Origin of the sequence: Massilia jejuensis, from assembly GCF_042656795.1 — a bacterium.
Taxonomy (GTDB): Bacteria; Pseudomonadota; Gammaproteobacteria; order Burkholderiales; family Burkholderiaceae_D; genus Telluria; species Telluria jejuensis.
Genome location: NZ_JBHSMS010000079.1, coordinates 69,602 through 88,227, shown reverse-complemented (window position 1 = coordinate 88,227; position 18,626 = coordinate 69,602). Strand labels below are relative to the sequence as shown.

Sequence of the window (18,626 nt, the reverse complement as noted above, 5' to 3'; positions counted from 1 at the left end):
TCCGTATGCTGAGAACGACTGTTCGGCCCCACCTAGGAGACACACCATGAAACTTCGCAAGACCCTGTGCGTGACCCTCACCGCGCTGTTGCCGCTGTGCTCCCTGACGCTGGTGCCGGCGGTGGCCCATGCCCAGCAGTATGAACGCGACAACCGCGCCGATCCACGCATCCGCGGTTTCAATGTCGAGGAAGTGCGGCGCCTGGCGCCCGGCGTCGAACTGCATTTCGACCTCTACGGCACGCCTGGCGGCAGCGCGACGCTGCGCATCGACGGCGCCACGCGCAACCTGAACATGACCGAAACCGAACCGGGCCAGTATGTCGGCACCTACACCATCGGCACCCGCGACCGCATCACGAACGCCAGTGCCGTCACCGCCAACCTGCGTGTGGGCAACCGCGTCGCCACCGACGTGCTCAGCGAATCCGTGGTGCGCACCGGCGCCCCGCGCGCGAATCGCCGCGGCGACCTGGCCGCGGTGCCGCGCATCGAACGCTTCGAAGTGCGCGGCAGCGAAGAGCTCTCGCCCGGCAGCGACCTCGGCTTCACGGTATTCGGCACGCCGGGCGCGCGCGTCGAGCTGACGATGGTCGGCGCGCGCGGCGTGTTCTTCCTGCCGGAAGTGCGTCCGGGCGAGTATTCGGCCGACTATACGATCCGCCGCGACGACCGCATCGCGCCGGATAGCCGCGTGACGGCGACGATCCGCTCGAACGGCCGCTACACGACGCAGGTGCTGGGCCGTCCGCTGCTGGCCGCCGCGCCGCGTCCGGTGGCCGCGCCGGTCGCCACCGCCGCCCCGCAAACGGCCCGCTACTGCACCAACTGCGCAACCGTGGAAGCGGTGAACGTGGTGGAGGTGAGCGGCGGCGGCAATTATCTCGGCACCCTGGGCGGGGCCGTGGTCGGCGGCCTGCTCGGCAACCAGGTCGGCAGCGGCAGCGGCCGCCAGGCGGCGACAGTGGCAGGCGCCGTGGGCGGCGCAATGGCCGGACGCAGCATCGAACGCAACCAGCGCCAGACCCAGCGCTACGAAGTCGTGGTGCGCTACACCGGCAATGGCGCCACGCAGACGCTGCAGTACGAGAACGATCCGGGCTTCCGGGCCGGCGAGGCGGTGCGGGTGAATAACGGCGTGCTGTCGCGGGACCAATAAGGCAGGTCGATGGCCGGCTTGGCCGGGGGCGGGTTTCCTGTCAGGCCTGTAACGCCATCACAAAAAAACGGTTCCGACATGTCGGTCTCTTGAAGAAACCGCCATGTCGGAGCCGTCTTTCTTCGCCAGCGTCCGGCGTCGGAGCGGATCAGGCCGTGGCCAGCACCTGGTCGTCCCCCGCCGCATCGAGTTCGGCCTTCTGCTTGGCGCCGGCAGCCTTGGTGCGCGAGCGCGAGGGTGGCAGGCGGCGCAGGGTTTTCAGCGCTTCCGGGTCCTTGATGCCGATGGTGCGCTGGTCGACCGTGATCAGGCCGATTTCATTGAAGGCCGACAGCGTGCGGCTCACCGTTTCCAGCGTCAGGCCCAGGTAGCTGCCGATCTCGTGGCGCGTCATGCGCAAGTTGAACAGCTTGCTCGAGTAGCCCATGGCGGCGAACCGGTCGGCCAGCGAGACCAGGAAGCGGGCCACGCGTGCCTCGGCGGAAAGGGCGCCGAGCATGCCGATCATGGCCTGCTCGCGCACCAGTTCGCGGCTCATGACGCCGTACATCAGGTTTTCCAGCTCCATGTGCACGCGACCCAGTGCGGTCAGTTTCTTGAAGGGCAGCAGAATCAGGTCGCAGTCGGACAGTGCCACGGCTTCGGAAGCGTAATGGCGGGTGTGGATACCGTCGACGCCGAGCATGTCGCCCTTCATCGGGAAGCTCAGCACCTGTTCGTTGCCGAACTCGTCGATCAGCACCGTCTTCAGGAAGCCGGAGTTGACGATGTACAGCGTGTCGAACGCCTGGCCGATGGTATGGACGCGCTGGCCGGTCTTGAATTGCACGTGCTGGAACAATAATTCTTCGGAATTGATCGAGACGGCGGCCGGGATATGGAGCAGGTCGCAGACTTCTTTCAGGTTGGACCACAAACGGCCCTGGCGTTGGCGACCGGCTTCCATTGGCGTGGAATGCATGGTCGATGAGGCGTTGCGTTGTTCTGGCGTTTGCTGGGACTGCATGCTCATCTCCAGTGAAGAAATCTTCTGGCGCAGCTTGTATCTGGGTGCCGCAACCGGGTGATTCAATAGGATTTATCAAGCGGGAGGCCTGGCTTACGGAGAGAAATTAGATCGCAAGCAAGTCGATACGCTGGATTCAGTATGCCAACACGAGTTCGGCATTGGTATCAGCAATGGCTGAATGTGTAGGTAGGAGAGGAGCTAGCAGTGTAGGAATATTCTTACTGACACGGGGCGTCGCGAGAAAAGCCCAAGATAATGATTTAGGCGCATCGCGCCGATGTGTCAAGGGGGGCGTGGCGGGCAAGGCACAAATGACCCGGTGGCGCTGTCAAACGATTTTCGCCGGCCGCGGGGGGCCGGCGTCCTGCCGGGGGGCGAAAAACTCAAGCCTTCATTGGCGCCAGCAGGCGGTGCGCGACGGCGTATTGCACCATTTCCGATAATGAGGTCATGCCCATCTTCTGCATGATGCGCGTCTTGTGGGTGCTGACCGTCTTGACCGACAGGTGCAGGTTATTGGCGATCTCGGTGATCGACTTCCCGCCGACGAGTAGCGAAAATACCTCGAACTCGCGGTCCGACAACTGCTTGTGCAACAATTGCTCGTTCGGCGCCATGATGTTCAGCGCCAGCTGTTCGGCCACTTCCGGACTGATGTACGGCCGCCCCGAGGCCACCTTGCGAATCGCGCCGACCAGCTGGGTGCCCGCGCTTTCCTTGGTCAGGTAGCCCTGGGCGCCGGCGCGGATCGCGCGCACCGCGTATTGTTCCTCCTCGTGCATGGTCAGGATGAGAATCGACAGCTTGGGGGCCTCGCTGCGCACCTGGCGGATCAGGTCGACGCCGCTGCGTCCCGGCATCGACAGGTCGAGCAGGAGCAAATCGAAACCGCCCTGGCGCACCAGCGACAGCACTTCGAAGCCGTTGGTGGCCTCGCCCACGATCTCGACATCGAGGGCGCCGTCCAGGATGCGCTTGAGCCCCTCGCGCATGATCGTGTGATCATCTGCAATGACGATGCGTATCATGCCTGTTTCCCCCCGCGCCGCGGCGCACCGTGGCTGCTCTATATAGTATGCATGCCGCATCGCGGCATGCCGGCGTCGGCCTCAGCTCGTGGCCGGCTCGGTGATCAGCCGGTGTACCAGCACCGGCTTGGTCGTATGCGACAACACTTTATTCGTGACGCTGCCCAGCAGGAGCTGGCCCCAGCCGCTGCGCCCGTGCGAACCCATGAAAATCAGGTCGCAGAATTGCTGTTCGGCGACGTCGACGATCTTGAGGGCGGTGGCGTCCGAAAACGCCGTCATGCAGCTGTGCTTGAGGCCGGCTTGTTCGCAGGCGCGCATGATCTTGCCCATGTAGTCCTCGCCGGTACGGCGCATCTGCGCGATGTACTCCGGCTCGCTCGGATACGAAGGCGGGATGATTTCGACATACACGGGGTACTGGTATTCCGGCGCCACGAACAGGGCCAGCACTTCGGCTCCCATCTGCTGTGCGAACTTGACGCCGGCGCAGGCCGTGTGCTGGGACACGGCCGAGCCGTCGGTGGTAATCAGGATTTTCCGGTACATGATGAGCCCCTCCCAGAAGCCACGCTATTGTGGCTGCTACTTGATGTTCCGGACTTGCGAAAGCACAACCTGTTGACTTTGCACAAAGATGAGCTCGCCTCCGCCGAAACGCTTCGAAAAACGGTGCACAATCGACGCGACCACAAAACAACACTGACTTGCGAAAATGGTCAGGAACGACACGTTTTTATTGTCGCGGAATTAAGTTTCCTTGTCCATTTTATCGTAATGCTTTCTCCGAGATTTACCTACGGCAACTACGCTGCTAAACTCGCTCACTGAAATCTGGGGCTTCCAGCGACTGCATCGACGCGCGCGGAAGTCCGCACCCACCGGACCGAAGCACGCAATTGCAACACATTCATCTTATGGAGAAGCAGGGATTATGACCGACGCCGCCGACGATTTCGACGCCTTATTCGAGGAAGTGGCAGCCCAGCGCGCCAGCGCGCCGGCCCCGGCCGCCGCTTCCGCCGTAGCGGCCGCGCCGGCTCCCGCCGCCGCCGCCGAAGACGACCTGGAAGCCTTGTTCGACCAGGTCGCTTCGAACCCGCCCGCCGGCGGCGCCGGCCAGGCTGCCGTCGCCGGCGCCGCGCCGGCGTCCGCCGCCGACGGCCCCGAGGGCGACAAGAACATGTATGAGCGCCTCGGCGGCATCGTGCGCCTGCTGCACGACTCGCTGCGCGAACTCGGCTACGACCGCGCGCTGACCGAGGCTTCCTCGCAGATCAACGATGCCCAGGACCGCCTGGAGTACGTGGCCACGCTGACCGAACAGGCCGCCAACAAGGTCTTGAATACCCTGGATGAAGGCATGCCGGCGCAGGACAAGCTGTCCAGCCAGGCCCAGGACATGTCGAGCCGCTGGGACGCCCTGTTCGCGGGCAAGCTGAGCCTGGACGAGTTCAAGGTCCTGGCCGGCGACTCGCGCCAGTTCGCGCAAGCCGTCTCGAGCGCGACCGAAGCCGAGAAAGCACGGCTGCTGGAAATCATGATGGCGCAGGACTTCCAGGACATCACCGGCCAGCTGATCAAGAAAGTGGTCTCGATCACCAAGACCGTCGAAAACGAGCTGGCCCAGGTGCTGCGCGACAATGCGCCGCCGGAAACGCGCGCCAAGCTGGCCGAAAAGGAAGCTGCGCCAGTGCAACTGATGTCGGGCCCCTCCGTGCCGGAAGCGGCGATGGACCAGGATAATGTCGACGACCTTCTTGCCGATCTGGGATTCTAATGGACGATATGCTCAAGGACTTCGTCGTCGAGGCGATGGATCTGGCAGTCAATGTTGAAGAGCACCTGCTGCGCCTCGAACGCGATCCGCAGAACAAGGAAACGCTGAACGCGGTGTTCCGCTCGTTCCACACGATCAAGGGCGGTGCCGGTTTCATGGGTTTGCCTGCGCTGGTCGCGGCCTGCCACCTGACCGAAAACCTGTTCGACGCATTGCGCACCGGCGCCGCGCCGGTCACGCCGCTGTCGATCGAGGCGGCGCTGCAAGCCTCGGGCTTCGTCGCCGACCAGTTGAACGACCTGAACAACGGCGCCACGCCGGAACAGCTCGCGCCGATGCCGCAAGACCTCGAGCGCATCCTGACCGATGCGATCGAGGGCAAGGAACAAGCCGCGCCGGCGGCGCCTGATCCGGTCGCCGCGCCCGCCGCGGCGCCGCTTGCCGCCGCGCCGGTCGCGGCCGCGGCCGCCGGCGACGACGGACTCGACTGGGCCGCGATGTACAACGCCGTGGTCCCGGCCGGCGCCGCCATCGCGCCGGCCGCGCCGGTCGCCGCCGTGGAAGCCGCGCAAGCGGCCCCGGCCGTGCAGGCCGAAACGGCCGCCGCACCGGCCGCCAAGGCCGGCTGGGACGGCGTCGATCGCCGCAACGAAGCCAAGGCCGCCGCCAGCGCGCCGGCCAAGGACGAAAGCATCCGTATCGATGCCGTCAAGCTCGACGCGCTGCTGGAAGTGGCCGGCGAATCGGTGCAGGCCGCCAACCAGGCCTCGGTGCTGCTCGAGCGCCTGTCGCAGTTCAAGTTCGAAGGACAGGCCGCCACCCTGATGGCCACGCTGACCGAAACGCTGGAACGGGCTTCCCGCTATTCGGCCGAACTGCAGCGCGCCACGCTGGCCACCCGCATGCAGCCGGTCGGGCGCCTGTTCCAGAAATTCCCGCGCCTGGTGCGCGAGCTGGCCAAAGACCTCGGCAAGGATGTCGAGCTGACCATCGAAGGGGCCGAGACCGAAGTCGACCGCGTCGTCGTCGACAGCCTGTACGATCCGCTGGTGCACATGCTGCGCAATGCCCTCGACCACGGCGTCGAGTCGCCGCAGGAGCGGGTCGCCGCCGGCAAGCCGGCCAAGGCCTTCATCCTGCTCAAGGCCTGGCAGGAAGCCAACAGCGTCATGATCGTGCTGCAGGACGACGGCAAGGGCATGGACCCGATCAAGCTGCGTCGCAAGGCCATCGACAAGGGCCTGATCGGCGAAAACGGCGCCCAGAGCGACGAAGACGCCTACCAGCTCGTGTTCCTGCCTGGCTTCTCGACCAAGGAAGTCGCCTCCTCGGTCTCGGGGCGCGGCGTGGGCATGGACGTGGTCAAGACGGCGGTGGAAAAGAACCGCGGCGCGATCCGCATCGATTCCTCGCTCGGCCACGGCACCAAGTTCGCGATCCGCCTGCCGATCGAACTGTCGATCGTGCCGACGATGCTCGTTTCCACCTCGGGCGCCTCGCTGGCGCTGCCGATGGCGGTGGTCGAGCGCGTGGTCGAACTGCCGGAAACGTTCTCGATGGTCGGCGGTGCCCCGGTGCTGAAAGACCAGGGCCGCCCGCTGCCGGTGCGCTCGCTGGCCGGCTCGCTCGGCTACGAGGAAGCCGTGGAGCGCGTCGGCATCGTCATCAACGCGCCGCAGCCGTATATCCTGGCCGTGGAAGCGGTCGACGGCACGGCGGACCTGGTGATCAAGCCGATGACGGCGCTGACGGTGGAAGGCGTCACCGGCACCGCGCGCTCGGCCGAGGGGGAGCTGGTGCTGGTCGTCGGCCTGTCCTTCCTGATGGACGGTTGCCGCAGTACGGTGCGCATGGCGGCTTGAATGCCCTGACCGCGTGAAAAAGGGCGAACCATGCTCTTGCAATAAAAGCCTGCCCAGCCCTTGCGCAGGCTTTTTTTATTTGCATTTTAGAAATAATATCCATATATTGTTTGCACGCAAGCTATTTAATTAGCATAAAATTGCAAAATGGCGCCACTTCTGCCGCAGTGCACAACTATGGCATAATCAAAATCCCCCATCTAGACGGCCCGGTTCGACTGGACACACCATGTTAAAGACGCTCTACGACAAACTCTGGGAATCGCACGTGGTGCGCGCCGATGCCGACGGCACGACGGTGCTGTATATCGATCGCCACCTGGTGCACGAAGTGACCAGCCCGCAAGCCTTCGAGGGCTTGCGCGAAGCCGGGCGCGGCCTGTGGCGTACCTCGGCCAACCTGGCCGTGGCCGACCACAACGTGCCCACCACCGACCGCCGCGAAGGCATCGCCGATCCCACCTCGCGCCTGCAGGTGGAGACCCTCGATGCCAACGCGAAGAGCTTCGGGCTGACCTATTTCAACATGAACGACAAGCGCCAGGGCATCGTCCACGTGATCGGGCCGGAGCAGGGCGCCACCCTGCCGGGCATGACGGTGGTCTGCGGCGATTCGCACACGTCCACCCACGGCGCCTTCGGCTGCCTCGCGCACGGCATCGGCACCTCGGAAGTCGAGCATGTGCTGGCCACGCAGACGCTGCTGGCGAAAAAATCGAAATCGATGCTGGTGCAGGTCGACGGCGCGCTGCCGCTGGGCGTGACGGCCAAGGACATCGTGCTGGCCGTGATCGGCCGCATCGGTACTGCCGGCGGCACCGGCTACGCCATCGAGTTCGGCGGCTCGACCATCCGCGCGCTGTCGATGGAAGGACGCATGACGGTCTGTAACATGGCGATCGAAGCGGGCGCGCGCGCCGGCATGGTGGCGGTCGACGACACCACGATCGACTACGTGAAGGGGCGCCCGTACTCGCCGTCCGGGCCGCAGTGGGAGCAGGCCGTCTCGTACTGGCGCACGCTGCACACCGATCCGGGCGCCAGGTTCGACATGGTCGTCACCTTCGACGCGGCGCAGATCCGGCCCCAGGTCACCTGGGGCACGTCGCCCGAGATGGTGACCTCGATCGACGGCCGCGTGCCCGATCCCGACCAGGAAAAGGACGCCGTGCGCCGCGACGCCATCGAAAAGGCGCTGGTCTACATGGCCTTGCAGCCCAATACCCGCATCGAAGACATCCGCATCGACAAGGTCTTCATCGGTTCCTGCACCAATTCGCGCATCGAGGACCTGCGCGCCGCGGCCAGCGTCGTGCGCGGGCGCCAGCGCGCCTCGAACGTCAAGCTGGCGATGGTCGTGCCGGGTTCCGGCCTGGTGAAGGAACAGGCCGAACGCGAAGGGCTCGACAAGATCTTCAAGGCCGCCGGATTCGAGTGGCGCGAGCCGGGCTGCTCGATGTGCCTGGCCATGAATGCCGACCGCCTGGAACCGGGCGAGCGCTGCGCCTCGACTTCGAACCGCAATTTCGAGGGACGGCAGGGGCAGGGCGGGCGCACCCACCTGGTCTCGCCGGCCATGGCCGCGGCGGCGGGCATCGCCGGCCACTTCGTCGACGTCCGCGCGCTCTGAACACCACCATACCGAACCCATCAGGACCATCATGAAAAAAGTATTCACGCTCTCCCTGGTTTCCCTCGCTCTCGTGCTGGCTGGCTGCAACACGATTTCCGGCATCGGCCGCGACGTGCAGAAGGTCGGCCAGGTCGTCACCGGCGCCGGCGGCAGGTGAACAGCAGGCATCGCATCCGGGAACAGGACATGGACAAATTCACCGTACACGAAGGACTGGTCGCGCCGCTCGACCGCGCCAACGTCGATACCGACGCCATCATCCCGAAGCAGTTCCTGAAGTCGATCAGGCGCACCGGCTTCGGTCCGAACCTGTTCGACGAGTGGCGCTATCTCGACCACGGCGAGCCGGGCCAGGACAACACGCGCCGGCCGCTGAACCCGGACTTCGTGCTGAACCAGCCGCGCTACCAGGGCGCGTCGATCCTGCTCACGCGCAAGAACTTCGGCTGCGGCTCCTCGCGCGAGCATGCGCCGTGGGCCCTGCAGCAGTATGGTTTCCGCGCCATCGTCGCGTCCAGTTTCGCCGACATCTTCTTCAACAACTGCTACAAGAGCGGCCTGCTGCCGGTCGTCCTGACCGAGGCGCAGGTCGAGCAGCTGTTCAACGAGGTGAGGGCGTCGAACGGCTTTCGCCTGGTCGTCGACCTGGAGCAGCAGCTGCTGCGCAGCGCCGACGGCCGCATCGGCTTTGAATTCGAGATCGACGACTTCCGCAAATACTGCCTGCTGAATGGCCTGGACGACATCGGCCTGACCCTGCGTCACGCCGACGAGATCCGCGCCTTCGAAGAACGCCACCTCGCACGCCAGCCCTGGCTGGCCAACGTGATCTGACACGAGCGCATATGTCAAAAAAAATCGCAATCCTGCCGGGCGACGGCATCGGCCCTGAAATCATGGCGCAAGCCGTGCGCGTGCTCGACGCCCTCGGCGAAGCCTTCGAGATGGAGCGCGCGGAAGTGGGCGGCGCCGGCTTCGCCGCGCATGGCCATCCGTTGCCCGAATCGACCCTGAAACTGGCCAGGCAAGCGGACGCCGTGCTGTTCGGCGCCGTCGGCGACTACCAGTACGACACGCTCGAGCGCGCGCTGCGTCCCGAGCAGGCCATCCTCGGCCTGCGCAAGGAACTCGGCCTGTTCGCCAACCTGCGGCCGGCGATCCTGTATCCGGAACTGGCCGGCGCCTCGACCCTGAAGCCGGAAGTGGTATCGGGCCTGGATATCCTGATCATCCGCGAACTGACCGGCGACATCTATTTCGGCAAGCCGCGCGGCGTGCGCGAGTGCCCCGACGGTCCCTTCAGGGGCCAGCGCGAAGGCTTCGACACGATGCGCTATGCCGAAGGCGAGATCCGCCGCATCGCGCACGTGGCCTTCCAGGCCGCGGCCAGGCGCGACAAGCGCGTCACCAGCGTCGACAAGGCCAACGTGCTGGAGACCTTCCAGTTCTGGCGCGACATCGTCACCGATGTGCACCGGGAATATCCGGATATCGCGCTCGAACACATGTATGTCGATAACGCCGCGATGCAGCTGGTGCGCGCGCCGAAGAAGTTCGACGTCATCGTCACCGGCAACATGTTCGGCGACATCCTGTCGGATGCGGCCGCGATGCTGACCGGTTCGATCGGCATGCTGCCCTCGGCTTCGCTCGACGCCAGCAACAAGGGGCTGTACGAACCCTCGCACGGCTCGGCGCCGGACATCGCCGGCAAGGGCATCGCCAACCCGCTGGCGACGATCCTGTCGGCGGCGATGATGCTGCGCTACTCGCTGGACAAGGCCGAGCAGGCCGACCGCATCGAGGCGGCGGTGAAGCGCGTTCTCCAGCAGGGTTTGCGCACGCCGGATATCCACGAGGACGGCACGCAGCGCGTGAGTACGGAACAGATGGGCGACGCGGTGGTGCGCGCGCTCGCATAGAACAATCAACACGAACGGGAAATAAAATGAAACTGGTTGGCTTGGTAGGTTGGCGCGGCATGGTGGGTTCGGTCCTGATGCAGCGCATGCAGGACGAGGGCGATTTCGACCACATCGAGCCGGTGTTCTTCACCACCTCGAACGCGGGCGGCGCGGCACCGGGCATGGCGAAGAACGAAACCACCCTGAAGAGCGCGCACGACATCGCCGAGCTGTCGAAATGCGAGATCGTCATCTCCTGCCAGGGCGGCGACTACACGAGCGAAGTCTTCCCGCAGTTGCGGGCAAGCGGCTGGAACGGCTACTGGATCGACGCCGCCTCGACCCTGCGCATGAACGACGACGCCGTCATCGTGCTCGACCCGGTCAACCTCGACGTCATCAAGAACGCGATGGCGCGCGGCGTGAAGAATTACGTCGGCGGCAACTGCACCGTGTCCTGCATGCTGATGGGCCTGGGCGGCCTGTTCGAGCAGGGCCTGGTGGAGTGGATGAGCTCCATGACCTACCAGGCGGCGTCCGGCGGCGGCGCGCAGCACATGCGCGAGCTGCTCACGCAATTTGGCACCATCAACGGCGCCGTCAAGCCGCTGCTCGACAATCCTGCCTCGGCCATCCTCGAGATCGACCGCGCGGTGCTGGCGACCCAGCATGGCCTGTCGGCCGACGAGACCAGGCAGTTCGGCGTGCCGCTGGCGGGCAACCTGATCCCGTGGATCGACAAGGACCTGGGCAACGGCCAGTCGAAGGAAGAATGGAAGGCCGGTGCCGAGACCAACAAGATCCTCGGCCGCGGCGAAGGCTTCGGCAAGGGCGACGCAGCCAGGGCGATTCCGGTCGACGGCCTGTGCGTGCGCATCGGCGCGATGCGCTGCCACTCGCAGGCGCTGACCATCAAGATGACGAAGGACGTGCCGATCGACGAGATCAACGACATCATCGCGTCGCATAACCAGTGGGTGAAGGTGGTGCCGAACACGCGGGAAGCGTCGATGCGCGACCTGTCGCCGGCGGCGGTCACCGGCAGCCTGACGATTCCGGTGGGGCGCCTGCGCAAGATGTCGATGGGGCCGGAATACCTGTCGGCGTTCACGGTCGGCGACCAGCTGCTGTGGGGTGCGGCCGAACCGCTGCGGCGCATGCTGCGGATCGTGCTGGACAAGTAAGGCAGGCGAACGCCGCGCTCGTCGCGGCGTTCGTGCGGGGCGGGCGCGCCTGCCCGCCGCGACCCCGGCCGCATGGAGTCTTGACGATCCGACCAGACCTGTTAGAGCGGCGATAATCTTTATCTCGCGAGACGATATCGAAACGTCATCGATCGCGCATCCATCCCACAGAATCGCAAGCCTACGCCCCGCAGAGCTTGCATGCTCCAGTGCATGATGATATGTTGAGACCTCCGGGAAACCGTCCTTTCCCTCCTGCCAACCCTCTCGCATCGTCCAATTCTATGCCACTGAACCGCCGCCCTCAGATCATGTCGTCCGCGTTGAAAACGCTTACAGCAGCGGTCGCAAGTGCAGTGCTTCTGACATCGGTGGCAAACGCGGCGGGACTGGGCAAGCTGACCGTCCTCTCGGCCCTCGGCCAGCCGCTGCGCGCCGAGATCGAACTGACCGCGGTCTCGGGCGACGAAGCGTCGAACCTGGTCGCCAGGCTCGCCAGTCCCGACGCCTACCGCGCCGCCAACGTCGCCTTCAATCCGGCCTTGCTGTCGCTGCGTTTCGCGGTCGAGCAGCGCGGCGGGCGCCAGTTCGTGCGCATCACCTCGCCGCAGCCGCTCAACGAAACCTTCGTCGACCTGCTGCTCGAACTATCCTGGGATAACGGACGCCTGGTGCGCGAATACACCTTCCTGCTCGACCCGCCGGAACTGCGCACGACGCAGCCGGCCCAAGTTGCGCCGGCGCCGGCGGCGCGTCCCGCACGGCCCGTGCCGTCCCAGCCCGAGCGCGCCCAGCGCACGCGCGCCGAAGAGGGCGCGGGCGAGCCGGCCGCGCGCGCCGCCGCCGCGCGCTACCGCGTGAAAGCGGGAGACACGCTCAGCCGCATCGCCGGCAAGCTGAAACCGGTCGACGTCTCGCTCGACATGATGCTCGTCGCGCTGTACCGCGCCAATCCCGACGCCTTCATCGGCAACAACATGAACCGCCTGAAGTCGGGCCAGATCCTGTCGGTGCCGGGCGCCGACAACCTGCGCGGCCTCGATGCCGGCGAGGCCCACGGCACGGTCGTGGCCCACGCGGCCGACTTCAACGCCTACCGCGCCAAGCTGGCCGGCCAGGTCGCCACCAGCGCGCCGGCGCGCGAGGCGCAGGCAGGGCAGAGCGCGACCGGGCGCATCACGGCCAAGGTCGAGGAGCGCCCGACCGCCGCCAACGAATCGGCCGACCAGCTGCGCCTGTCGAAGGCCTTGCCGGCCCGTTCGGGCGCGGGTGGCGCGAACGCCAACGCCGAGGACGCAGTGGCCAGGGAAAAGGAACTGGCCGACGCGCAGACCCGCGTGAAAGAGCTGGAAAGGAACGTCAACGACCTCGAGCAGCTGATCACGGTGAAGAGCCAGGCCGGCGCCAGCGCCACCCAGCGCGCCGATACGCCCGCGGGCGGGGCCGCGCCCGCGGCGCCGGTCGTCGTGGCCCAGGCCGACAGCCCGGCCGCGCCGGCGCCGAAGATCAAGACCGCGCCCAAGCCGGTCCCGGCGGCAGCAGCGCCGGAGGAAACCAGCCTGGCCGACACGATCATGGACAACATCCTGTATCTCGGCGCAGGCGCCGCCGTGCTGCTGCTGGCCGGGCTCGGCCTGTCGCAGCGCCGCAAGCGGAAAGTGGTCGCGCAGGCGGCGCCGAATCCCCCGACCATCCTCGGCAGCGCGGCCCAGCCGGCGCAGTCGATGTTCGCCGAAACCGGCGGCCAGAGCGTCGATACCCACGACAGCGTGTTCAACTCGAGCTTCGCGCCATCGGCCAGCCAGCTCGACACCAACGAAGTCGATCCGCTGGCCGAAGCGGAACTGTACCTGGCCTATAATTTCGACACCCAGGCCGAGGACATCCTCAAGGAAGCGCTGCGCAACGATCCGTCCCGCCATCCGGTGCGCCTGAAGCTGCTCGAGATCTACGCGGCGCGCAAGGACGTGCGCGCCTTCGAGACCCAGGCCACCGAGTTGTACAGCCTCACCGGCGGCAAGGGCGACGAGTGGGCGCAGGCCGCCGCGCTCGGCCATACGCTCGATCCGGCCAATCCGATGTATGCCCAGGCCGCCGGCACGGGCGGCGGCGCGGCGCTTGCCGGCGCCGCTGCCGCGGTCGCGGCCGGCGCCGGCCTGGCCGCGGCCACGTCCGACAAGGACGGCGGTCCGCAGACCATGCTGTCGCAACAGCTCGAGCAAGCCTTCCGCGGCCGTGGCGAAGCGCAGGACGTGATCGAGCCGGCGTCGACCGTCGACGCCGTCACCGGCGCGCCGCTCGACGGCGGCTTCGACCTGGGCAGCCTGGGCCTGAACCAGGAGGCCACCGCGCTGCCGCAGGCCGAGGCCTACCAGCCGGCGGCGAAAGCCGATGACAACCTGCTCGACTTCGACCTGGGCGACCTGTCCTTCGAGCCGGTCGCCGCCAGCGGCACGATGAACGCCGTCCACGACGACCCGACCGCCGTGCCCGACCTGCAGTTCCAGATGGAGCCGTTCGCGCCGCTCGACCCGGCAGCGGACACGTCGGCCGTCGCCGGCAGCGGCAGCCCGGACGACCTGGCCTTCGACATGCACTTCGATACGCCGCCGGCCGCGGCGCCGGCCGCGAACGCCGACGAGGACGACGCCTTTGTCCTCGACCTGTCCAGGAACGGCCCGAATACCGACATCGACATGGCCCAGCTGGCGCGCGAGTTCGAACTGAACGACCTGCCGCCGCTGCCGCAGGCGCCCGCCGCGGGCCCTGCGCCGGCCACGGACCTGAAGGACCCGCTGTTCGACCTCGACGCGATGGACTTCGGCCTGGCCGGCACCGCTCCGGCCACGCCGGTGGAGGCGCGCGAAACGCCGGTCTTCGATGCCGGCGCCCCCGATCCCGCGCCGACGCCGGCCGCCGCGCCGCAGCACGAGGCGCCGCAAGTACCCGAACCGGCCGCGGCTGCGGCTGCCGAGAAAGACCCGCTCTTCGATCTCGACATGATGGACTTCGGCCAGCCGGCCGCCGCGGCCGCGCCGCAGGACGATCCGTTCGCGCCGGCGGAGCTGCCGGCGATCCCGACCCCGGGCACCCCGGTGCCGCGCTTCGACATGTCGGGCCTGGACCTCGACCTGCCGGCCAACGACTTCACCCTGACCGAGCCCGAGGCCGCGCCCGGTGGCGGCGCCGAGCTGACGTCGGCGCAAATGGAAATGGAAACCAAGCTCGACCTCGCTGTCGCCTACCAGGAGATCGGCGACAAGGAAGGCGCGCGCGAGCTGCTCGACGAAGTCATCAAGGGCGGCAACGTCGAACAGTCCAGCCGCGCCAGCGCCATGCGCGCACAACTGGCGTAACCGGTCGCGTGAAGCGAATCGCACTCGGACTCCAGTACGTCGGCACCGGCTGGAATGGCTACCAGAAACAGCCGTGCCGTCACACCATCCAGGACAGCCTCGAGATCGCACTCGAGCAATTCGCCCGCACGCGGCTGGCCACGACCTGCGCCGGCCGCACCGACGCGGGCGTGCATGCGCTCGAGCAGGTGATCCACTTCGACACTGAACTGGACCGGCCGATGGCGAGCTGGGTGCGCGGCACGAACACCTTCCTTCCCGATTCGATCGCGGTGCGCTGGGCCAGCGAAGTGGCGCCCGAGCTCGACGGCCAGGAATTCCATGCGCGCTACTCGGCGCGTTCGCGCACCTACCATTATGTCTTGTACAACCACGCCCAGCCGTCGGCGCTGCTGGCCGGCCGCGCCGGCTGGGTGTTCCGTCCGCTCGACGCCGCGCGCATGGCCGAAGCGGCGCGCCACCTGATCGGCCTGCACGATTTTTCCTCCTTCCGCGCGGCCAGCTGCCAGGCCAGGACGCCGGTCAAGGACATGCAGGAGATCACGATCGAACGGCGCGGCGACGTCATCGTCTTCACCGTGCGCGCCAGCGCTTTTCTCCACCACATGGTGCGCAACCTGGTCGGCGCGCTGGTCTATGTCGGCCTCGGGCGCCATGAGCCGGACTGGATGAAAGAGGTGCTCGCCGCGCGCGACCGCGACGCCGCCGCGCCGACCTTCATGCCCGACGGCCTCTACTTCGCGAAAATCGATTACGATCCACGCTGGGGACTGCCGCAGGAGGCGGTCCCCTTGCCCTGGATGTGAGATCGACACCATGCACCGTACCCGAATCAAGATTTGCGGCATCACGCGCGCGCAAGACGCGCACGCGGCCGTGGCGAGCGGCGCCGACGCGCTCGGCTTCGTGTTCTATCCGAAGAGCCCGCGCTACGTCTCGCCCGCGCAGTTCGCGCCGCTGGCGGCCAGCTTGCCGCCTTACGTGAGCGCGGTGGCGCTGTTCGTCAACGCCGGCGTCGACGAGGTCAGGGCGGTGGTCGAGGCCGGGCCGGTCGCGCTGCTGCAGTTCCACGGCGACGAAACGGTGGACGCGTGCGCGCGCATCGCCGACGCGGTCAAGCGCCCCTTCGTCCACGCCTACCGGGTCAAGCCGGACACGACGCCGCGTGAACTGCTAGAATGCGAACTCGCATACCGCGCCGCCAGTCCCTGGTTTTCCGGCCTCCTGCTCGATACCTACGTGGACGCCTATGGTGGTGCTGGAAAGGTCTTCGATTGGTCTCTTATTCCAAAAGAGCTCGCGCCTCGGGTCGTTTTGAGTGGTGGCTTGAGCGTTCAAAACGCGACTAGCGCGGTCGTGCGCGTACGCCCCTGGGCCGTCGACATCAGCAGCGGTGTCGAGGCAGCGAGGGGGATCAAGGACGCCCGCAGGATCGCGGATTTCATCGCCGCGGTGCGGGCAGCCGATGCCACCATTGAAAGCGAGCAGACCCATGAAAGAAGTACTCGAAGCAGCCCTGGAAGCGAGCCAGGAAGCACGCGCTGAGCGCGGCCCGAACGCCCTGTTCCAGACCACCGACTATCAATTCCCCGACGCGCGCGGCCATTTCGGCCCCTACGGCGGTTCCTTCGTTGCCGAGACGCTGACGCACGCGCTGGCCGAGCTCAACGAGGCCTACGCGCGCTATTCGAACGACCCCGAATTCCTCGAGGAATTCCGCTACGAGCTGGCCCATTTCGTCGGCCGCCCGTCGCCGGTCTACCATGCCAAGCGCTGGTCGGAACTGGCCGGCGGCGCCCAGGTGTTCTTCAAGCGCGAAGACCTGAACCATACCGGCGCCCACAAGATCAACAACGTCATCGGCCAGGCCCTGCTGGCGCGGCGCATGGGCAAGCCGCGCATCATCGCCGAGACCGGCGCCGGCCAGCATGGCGTGGCCACGGCCACCATCTGCGCCCGCTTCGGCCTCGAATGCGTGGTCTACATGGGCAGCGAGGACGTCAGGCGCCAGGCCCAGAACGTCTACCGCATGAAGCTGCTGGGCGCGACCGTCGTGCCGGTCGAATCGGGCAGCAAGACCCTGAAGGATGCGCTCAACGAAGCGATGCGCGACTGGGTCACCAACATCGAGAACACCTTCTACATCATCGGCACCGTCGCCGGACCCCATCCGTATCCGATGATGGTGCGCGATTTCCAGTCGGTGATCGGCGAGGAATGCCGCGTGCAGATGCCGGAAATGACCGGGCGCCAGCCCGATTACGTGCTCGCCTGCATCGGCGGCGGCTCGAACGCGATGGGCATTTTCTACCCGTATATCGACGAGCCGGGCGTGAAACTGGTCGGCGTCGAGGCGGCCGGCGAAGGGCTCGATTCGGGCAAGCATTCGGCCTCGCTGACGCTGGGCTTCCCCGGCGTATTGCACGGCAACCGGACCTATCTGCTGCAGGATGCGAACGGCCAGATCATCGAGACCCACTCGGTCTCGGCCGGGCTGGACTACCCGGGCGTCGGCCCCGAGCACGCCTGGCTGAAGGATTCGGCGCGCGCGCAGTATGTGTCGGTCACGGACGACGAGGCGCTGCAGGCCTTCCACGACTGCTGCCGCATCGAGGGCATCATCCCGGCGCTGGAATCGTCGCACGCGATCGCCCACGGCTTCAAGCTGGCGGCGACGCTGCCGAAGGACCAACTGATCCTGGTGAACCTGTCGGGGCGCGGGGACAAGGACATGCATACGGTGGCGCAGCGCATGGGGCTCGATTTCAGTTAATCCGCGCCGCGCCTTGCCTGCGTGCCGTGAACGCGTGGACGGGGTTTCCCGTCCACGCGTTCGATGGGCCGTTGCAGCACCGATCGCCACCGACAACCGAAACGAAAAATCACCATGTCCCGAATCGAACACACCTTCGCCACCCTGCGCGAACAGAACAAAACCGGCCTCGTCACCTTCATCACCGCCGGCGACCCCGGCCCCGAGATGACCGTCCCCCTGATGCACGCGCTGGTCGCGGGCGGGGCCGACGTCCTGGAACTGGGCGTACCGTTTTCCGACCCGATGGCCGAAGGCCCGGTCATCCAGCGCGCCTGCGAGCGCGCCCTGAAATTCGGCATCGGCCTGTCCGATGTCTTCGACTACGTGCGCGAGTTCCGCAAGGCCGACGGCGCCACCCCGGTGGTCCTGATGGGCTACGCCAACCCGATCGAGCGCATCGGCCCCGACAACTTCATCCGCCTGGCGAAGGAAGCGGGCGCCGACGGCGCCATCGTCGTCGACTACCCGCCGGAAGAATGCGAAGCCTTTGCCGACGCCATGCGCGCCAATGGCCTCGACCTGATCTTCCTGCTGGCGCCGACGTCGACGCAGGAGCGCATCCGCCAGGTGGCGCGCTACGGCAGCGGCTTCAGTTATTACGTCTCCCTCAAGGGCGTGACCGGCGCCGGCACGATCGATACCGAAGACGTGGCGCGCCGGGTGGCCGCGATCCGCGAACACGTCAGCCTGCCGATCGGCGTGGGCTTCGGCATCCGCGACGCCGCGACGGCCAAGGCGGTGGCCTCCGTGGCCGACGCGGTCGTGATCGGCAGCCGCATCATCCAGGAGCTGGAAAACACGCCGCGCGAGGGCGGGCCGGAGGCGGTGCGCGCCTTTTGCGCCAATATCCGCGCCGCGCTCGACGCCAGGTAAGCCCCGTGCGCGGACACGGCCTG

The 18,626-nt window shown here is 66.6% G+C and carries 16 protein-coding genes; 13 read left to right on the top strand and 3 right to left on the bottom strand.

The genetic code is table 11. The features are described 5' to 3' along the window. Positions 1 to 46 precede the first annotated feature (46 nt). The gene (locus ACFPOU_RS22115) at positions 47 to 1,159 is read left to right on the top strand and encodes a glycine zipper 2TM domain-containing protein (RefSeq protein ID WP_379726663.1); all 1,113 of its coding nucleotides are present in this window, start codon (positions 47 to 49) and stop codon (positions 1,157 to 1,159) included. 148 nt (positions 1,160 to 1,307) lie between these two features. Here the strand turns inward: ACFPOU_RS22115 and ACFPOU_RS22110 are convergent, their stop codons facing one another. From ACFPOU_RS22110 to ACFPOU_RS22100, 3 genes are all read right to left on the bottom strand, one after another. Beyond that, positions 1,308 to 2,105 (bottom strand): Crp/Fnr family transcriptional regulator, encoded by a 798-nt coding sequence (locus ACFPOU_RS22110; protein WP_056332926.1) that lies wholly within the window; start codon positions 2,103 to 2,105, stop codon positions 1,308 to 1,310. A 446-nt stretch (positions 2,106 to 2,551) separates the two neighbouring features. Continuing rightward, positions 2,552 to 3,196 (bottom strand): response regulator, encoded by a 645-nt coding sequence (locus ACFPOU_RS22105; RefSeq protein WP_379726660.1) that lies wholly within the window; start codon positions 3,194 to 3,196, stop codon positions 2,552 to 2,554. An 81-nt stretch (positions 3,197 to 3,277) separates the two neighbouring features. After that, on the bottom strand, positions 3,278 to 3,745 hold the full coding sequence (locus tag ACFPOU_RS22100) for a universal stress protein (RefSeq protein ID WP_379726657.1): 468 nt from the start codon (positions 3,743 to 3,745) through the stop codon (positions 3,278 to 3,280). 385 nt (positions 3,746 to 4,130) lie between these two features. Between ACFPOU_RS22100 and ACFPOU_RS22095 the strand changes: the two genes are divergently transcribed. From ACFPOU_RS22095 to trpA, 12 genes are all read left to right on the top strand, one after another. Further along, the gene (locus ACFPOU_RS22095) at positions 4,131 to 4,976 is read left to right on the top strand and encodes a protein phosphatase CheZ (RefSeq protein WP_379726654.1); all 846 of its coding nucleotides are present in this window, start codon (positions 4,131 to 4,133) and stop codon (positions 4,974 to 4,976) included. Further along, complete coding sequence (locus ACFPOU_RS22090; RefSeq protein ID WP_379726651.1) at positions 4,976 to 6,838, top strand: chemotaxis protein CheA; 1,863 nt, start codon at positions 4,976 to 4,978, stop codon at positions 6,836 to 6,838. The genes ACFPOU_RS22095 and ACFPOU_RS22090 overlap by 1 nt, the downstream gene beginning before the upstream one ends. Before the next feature lie 229 nt (positions 6,839 to 7,067). Further along, positions 7,068 to 8,468 carry a 3-isopropylmalate dehydratase large subunit gene (leuC, locus tag ACFPOU_RS22085; protein WP_379726648.1) on the top strand — a complete coding sequence of 467 codons (1,401 nt, stop codon included), beginning with the start codon at positions 7,068 to 7,070 and terminating at the stop codon, positions 8,466 to 8,468. Positions 8,469 to 8,499: 31 nt separating this feature from the next. Next, complete coding sequence (locus ACFPOU_RS22080; protein ID WP_379726645.1) at positions 8,500 to 8,628, top strand: hypothetical protein; 129 nt, start codon at positions 8,500 to 8,502, stop codon at positions 8,626 to 8,628. Between the two features lie 29 nt (positions 8,629 to 8,657). Next, positions 8,658 to 9,305, top strand: a complete 648-nt coding sequence (gene leuD, locus ACFPOU_RS22075; RefSeq protein WP_379726643.1) for a 3-isopropylmalate dehydratase small subunit — start codon at positions 8,658 to 8,660, stop codon at positions 9,303 to 9,305. Between the two features lie 11 nt (positions 9,306 to 9,316). Continuing rightward, positions 9,317 to 10,393, top strand: a complete 1,077-nt coding sequence (gene leuB, locus ACFPOU_RS22070; RefSeq protein ID WP_379726640.1) for a 3-isopropylmalate dehydrogenase — start codon at positions 9,317 to 9,319, stop codon at positions 10,391 to 10,393. A 26-nt stretch (positions 10,394 to 10,419) separates the two neighbouring features. Next, positions 10,420 to 11,559: an aspartate-semialdehyde dehydrogenase gene (asd, locus tag ACFPOU_RS22065; RefSeq protein WP_379726637.1), complete on the top strand. Its 1,140-nt coding sequence runs from the start codon at positions 10,420 to 10,422 to the stop codon at positions 11,557 to 11,559. A 356-nt stretch (positions 11,560 to 11,915) separates the two neighbouring features. After that, positions 11,916 to 14,915, top strand: coding sequence for a motility hub landmark protein FimV (locus ACFPOU_RS22060; protein WP_379726634.1), 3,000 nt, complete (start codon positions 11,916 to 11,918; stop codon positions 14,913 to 14,915). Positions 14,916 to 14,923: 8 nt separating this feature from the next. After that, positions 14,924 to 15,721: a tRNA pseudouridine(38-40) synthase TruA gene (truA, locus tag ACFPOU_RS22055; protein ID WP_379726631.1), complete on the top strand. Its 798-nt coding sequence runs from the start codon at positions 14,924 to 14,926 to the stop codon at positions 15,719 to 15,721. Between the two features lie 10 nt (positions 15,722 to 15,731). Beyond that, on the top strand, positions 15,732 to 16,460 hold the full coding sequence (locus tag ACFPOU_RS22050) for a phosphoribosylanthranilate isomerase (RefSeq protein ID WP_379726628.1): 729 nt from the start codon (positions 15,732 to 15,734) through the stop codon (positions 16,458 to 16,460). After that, on the top strand, positions 16,408 to 17,688 hold the full coding sequence (gene trpB / locus ACFPOU_RS22045) for a tryptophan synthase subunit beta (RefSeq protein WP_379726625.1): 1,281 nt from the start codon (positions 16,408 to 16,410) through the stop codon (positions 17,686 to 17,688). Before ACFPOU_RS22050 ends, trpB begins: the two co-directional genes overlap by 53 nt. 114 nt (positions 17,689 to 17,802) lie before the next feature. Continuing rightward, positions 17,803 to 18,603 (top strand): tryptophan synthase subunit alpha, encoded by an 801-nt coding sequence (gene trpA, locus ACFPOU_RS22040; protein ID WP_379726622.1) that lies wholly within the window; start codon positions 17,803 to 17,805, stop codon positions 18,601 to 18,603. Positions 18,604 to 18,626 lie beyond the last annotated feature (23 nt).

What these genes read in the sequence shown, in the direction of transcription:
- ACFPOU_RS22080 (WP_379726645.1), top strand. Translation starts at nt 8,500, where the DNA reads ATGAAAAAAGTATTCACGCTCTCCCTGGTTTCCCTCGCTCTCGTGCTG.
- ACFPOU_RS22105 (WP_379726660.1), bottom strand. Translation starts at nt 3,196, where the DNA reads ATGATACGCATCGTCATTGCAGATGATCACACGATCATGCGCGAGGGG.
- leuB (WP_379726640.1), top strand. Translation starts at nt 9,317, where the DNA reads ATGTCAAAAAAAATCGCAATCCTGCCGGGCGACGGCATCGGCCCTGAA.
- leuD (WP_379726643.1), top strand. Translation starts at nt 8,658, where the DNA reads ATGGACAAATTCACCGTACACGAAGGACTGGTCGCGCCGCTCGACCGC.
- leuC (WP_379726648.1), top strand. Translation starts at nt 7,068, where the DNA reads ATGTTAAAGACGCTCTACGACAAACTCTGGGAATCGCACGTGGTGCGC.
- trpA (WP_379726622.1), top strand. Translation starts at nt 17,803, where the DNA reads ATGTCCCGAATCGAACACACCTTCGCCACCCTGCGCGAACAGAACAAA.
- ACFPOU_RS22050 (WP_379726628.1), top strand. Translation starts at nt 15,732, where the DNA reads ATGCACCGTACCCGAATCAAGATTTGCGGCATCACGCGCGCGCAAGAC.
- trpB (WP_379726625.1), top strand. Translation starts at nt 16,408, where the DNA reads ATGAAAGAAGTACTCGAAGCAGCCCTGGAAGCGAGCCAGGAAGCACGC.
- asd (WP_379726637.1), top strand. Translation starts at nt 10,420, where the DNA reads ATGAAACTGGTTGGCTTGGTAGGTTGGCGCGGCATGGTGGGTTCGGTC.
- ACFPOU_RS22100 (WP_379726657.1), bottom strand. Translation starts at nt 3,745, where the DNA reads ATGTACCGGAAAATCCTGATTACCACCGACGGCTCGGCCGTGTCCCAG.
- ACFPOU_RS22115 (WP_379726663.1), top strand. Translation starts at nt 47, where the DNA reads ATGAAACTTCGCAAGACCCTGTGCGTGACCCTCACCGCGCTGTTGCCG.
- ACFPOU_RS22095 (WP_379726654.1), top strand. Translation starts at nt 4,131, where the DNA reads ATGACCGACGCCGCCGACGATTTCGACGCCTTATTCGAGGAAGTGGCA.
- ACFPOU_RS22110 (WP_056332926.1), bottom strand. Translation starts at nt 2,105, where the DNA reads ATGGAAGCCGGTCGCCAACGCCAGGGCCGTTTGTGGTCCAACCTGAAA.
- ACFPOU_RS22090 (WP_379726651.1), top strand. Translation starts at nt 4,976, where the DNA reads ATGGACGATATGCTCAAGGACTTCGTCGTCGAGGCGATGGATCTGGCA.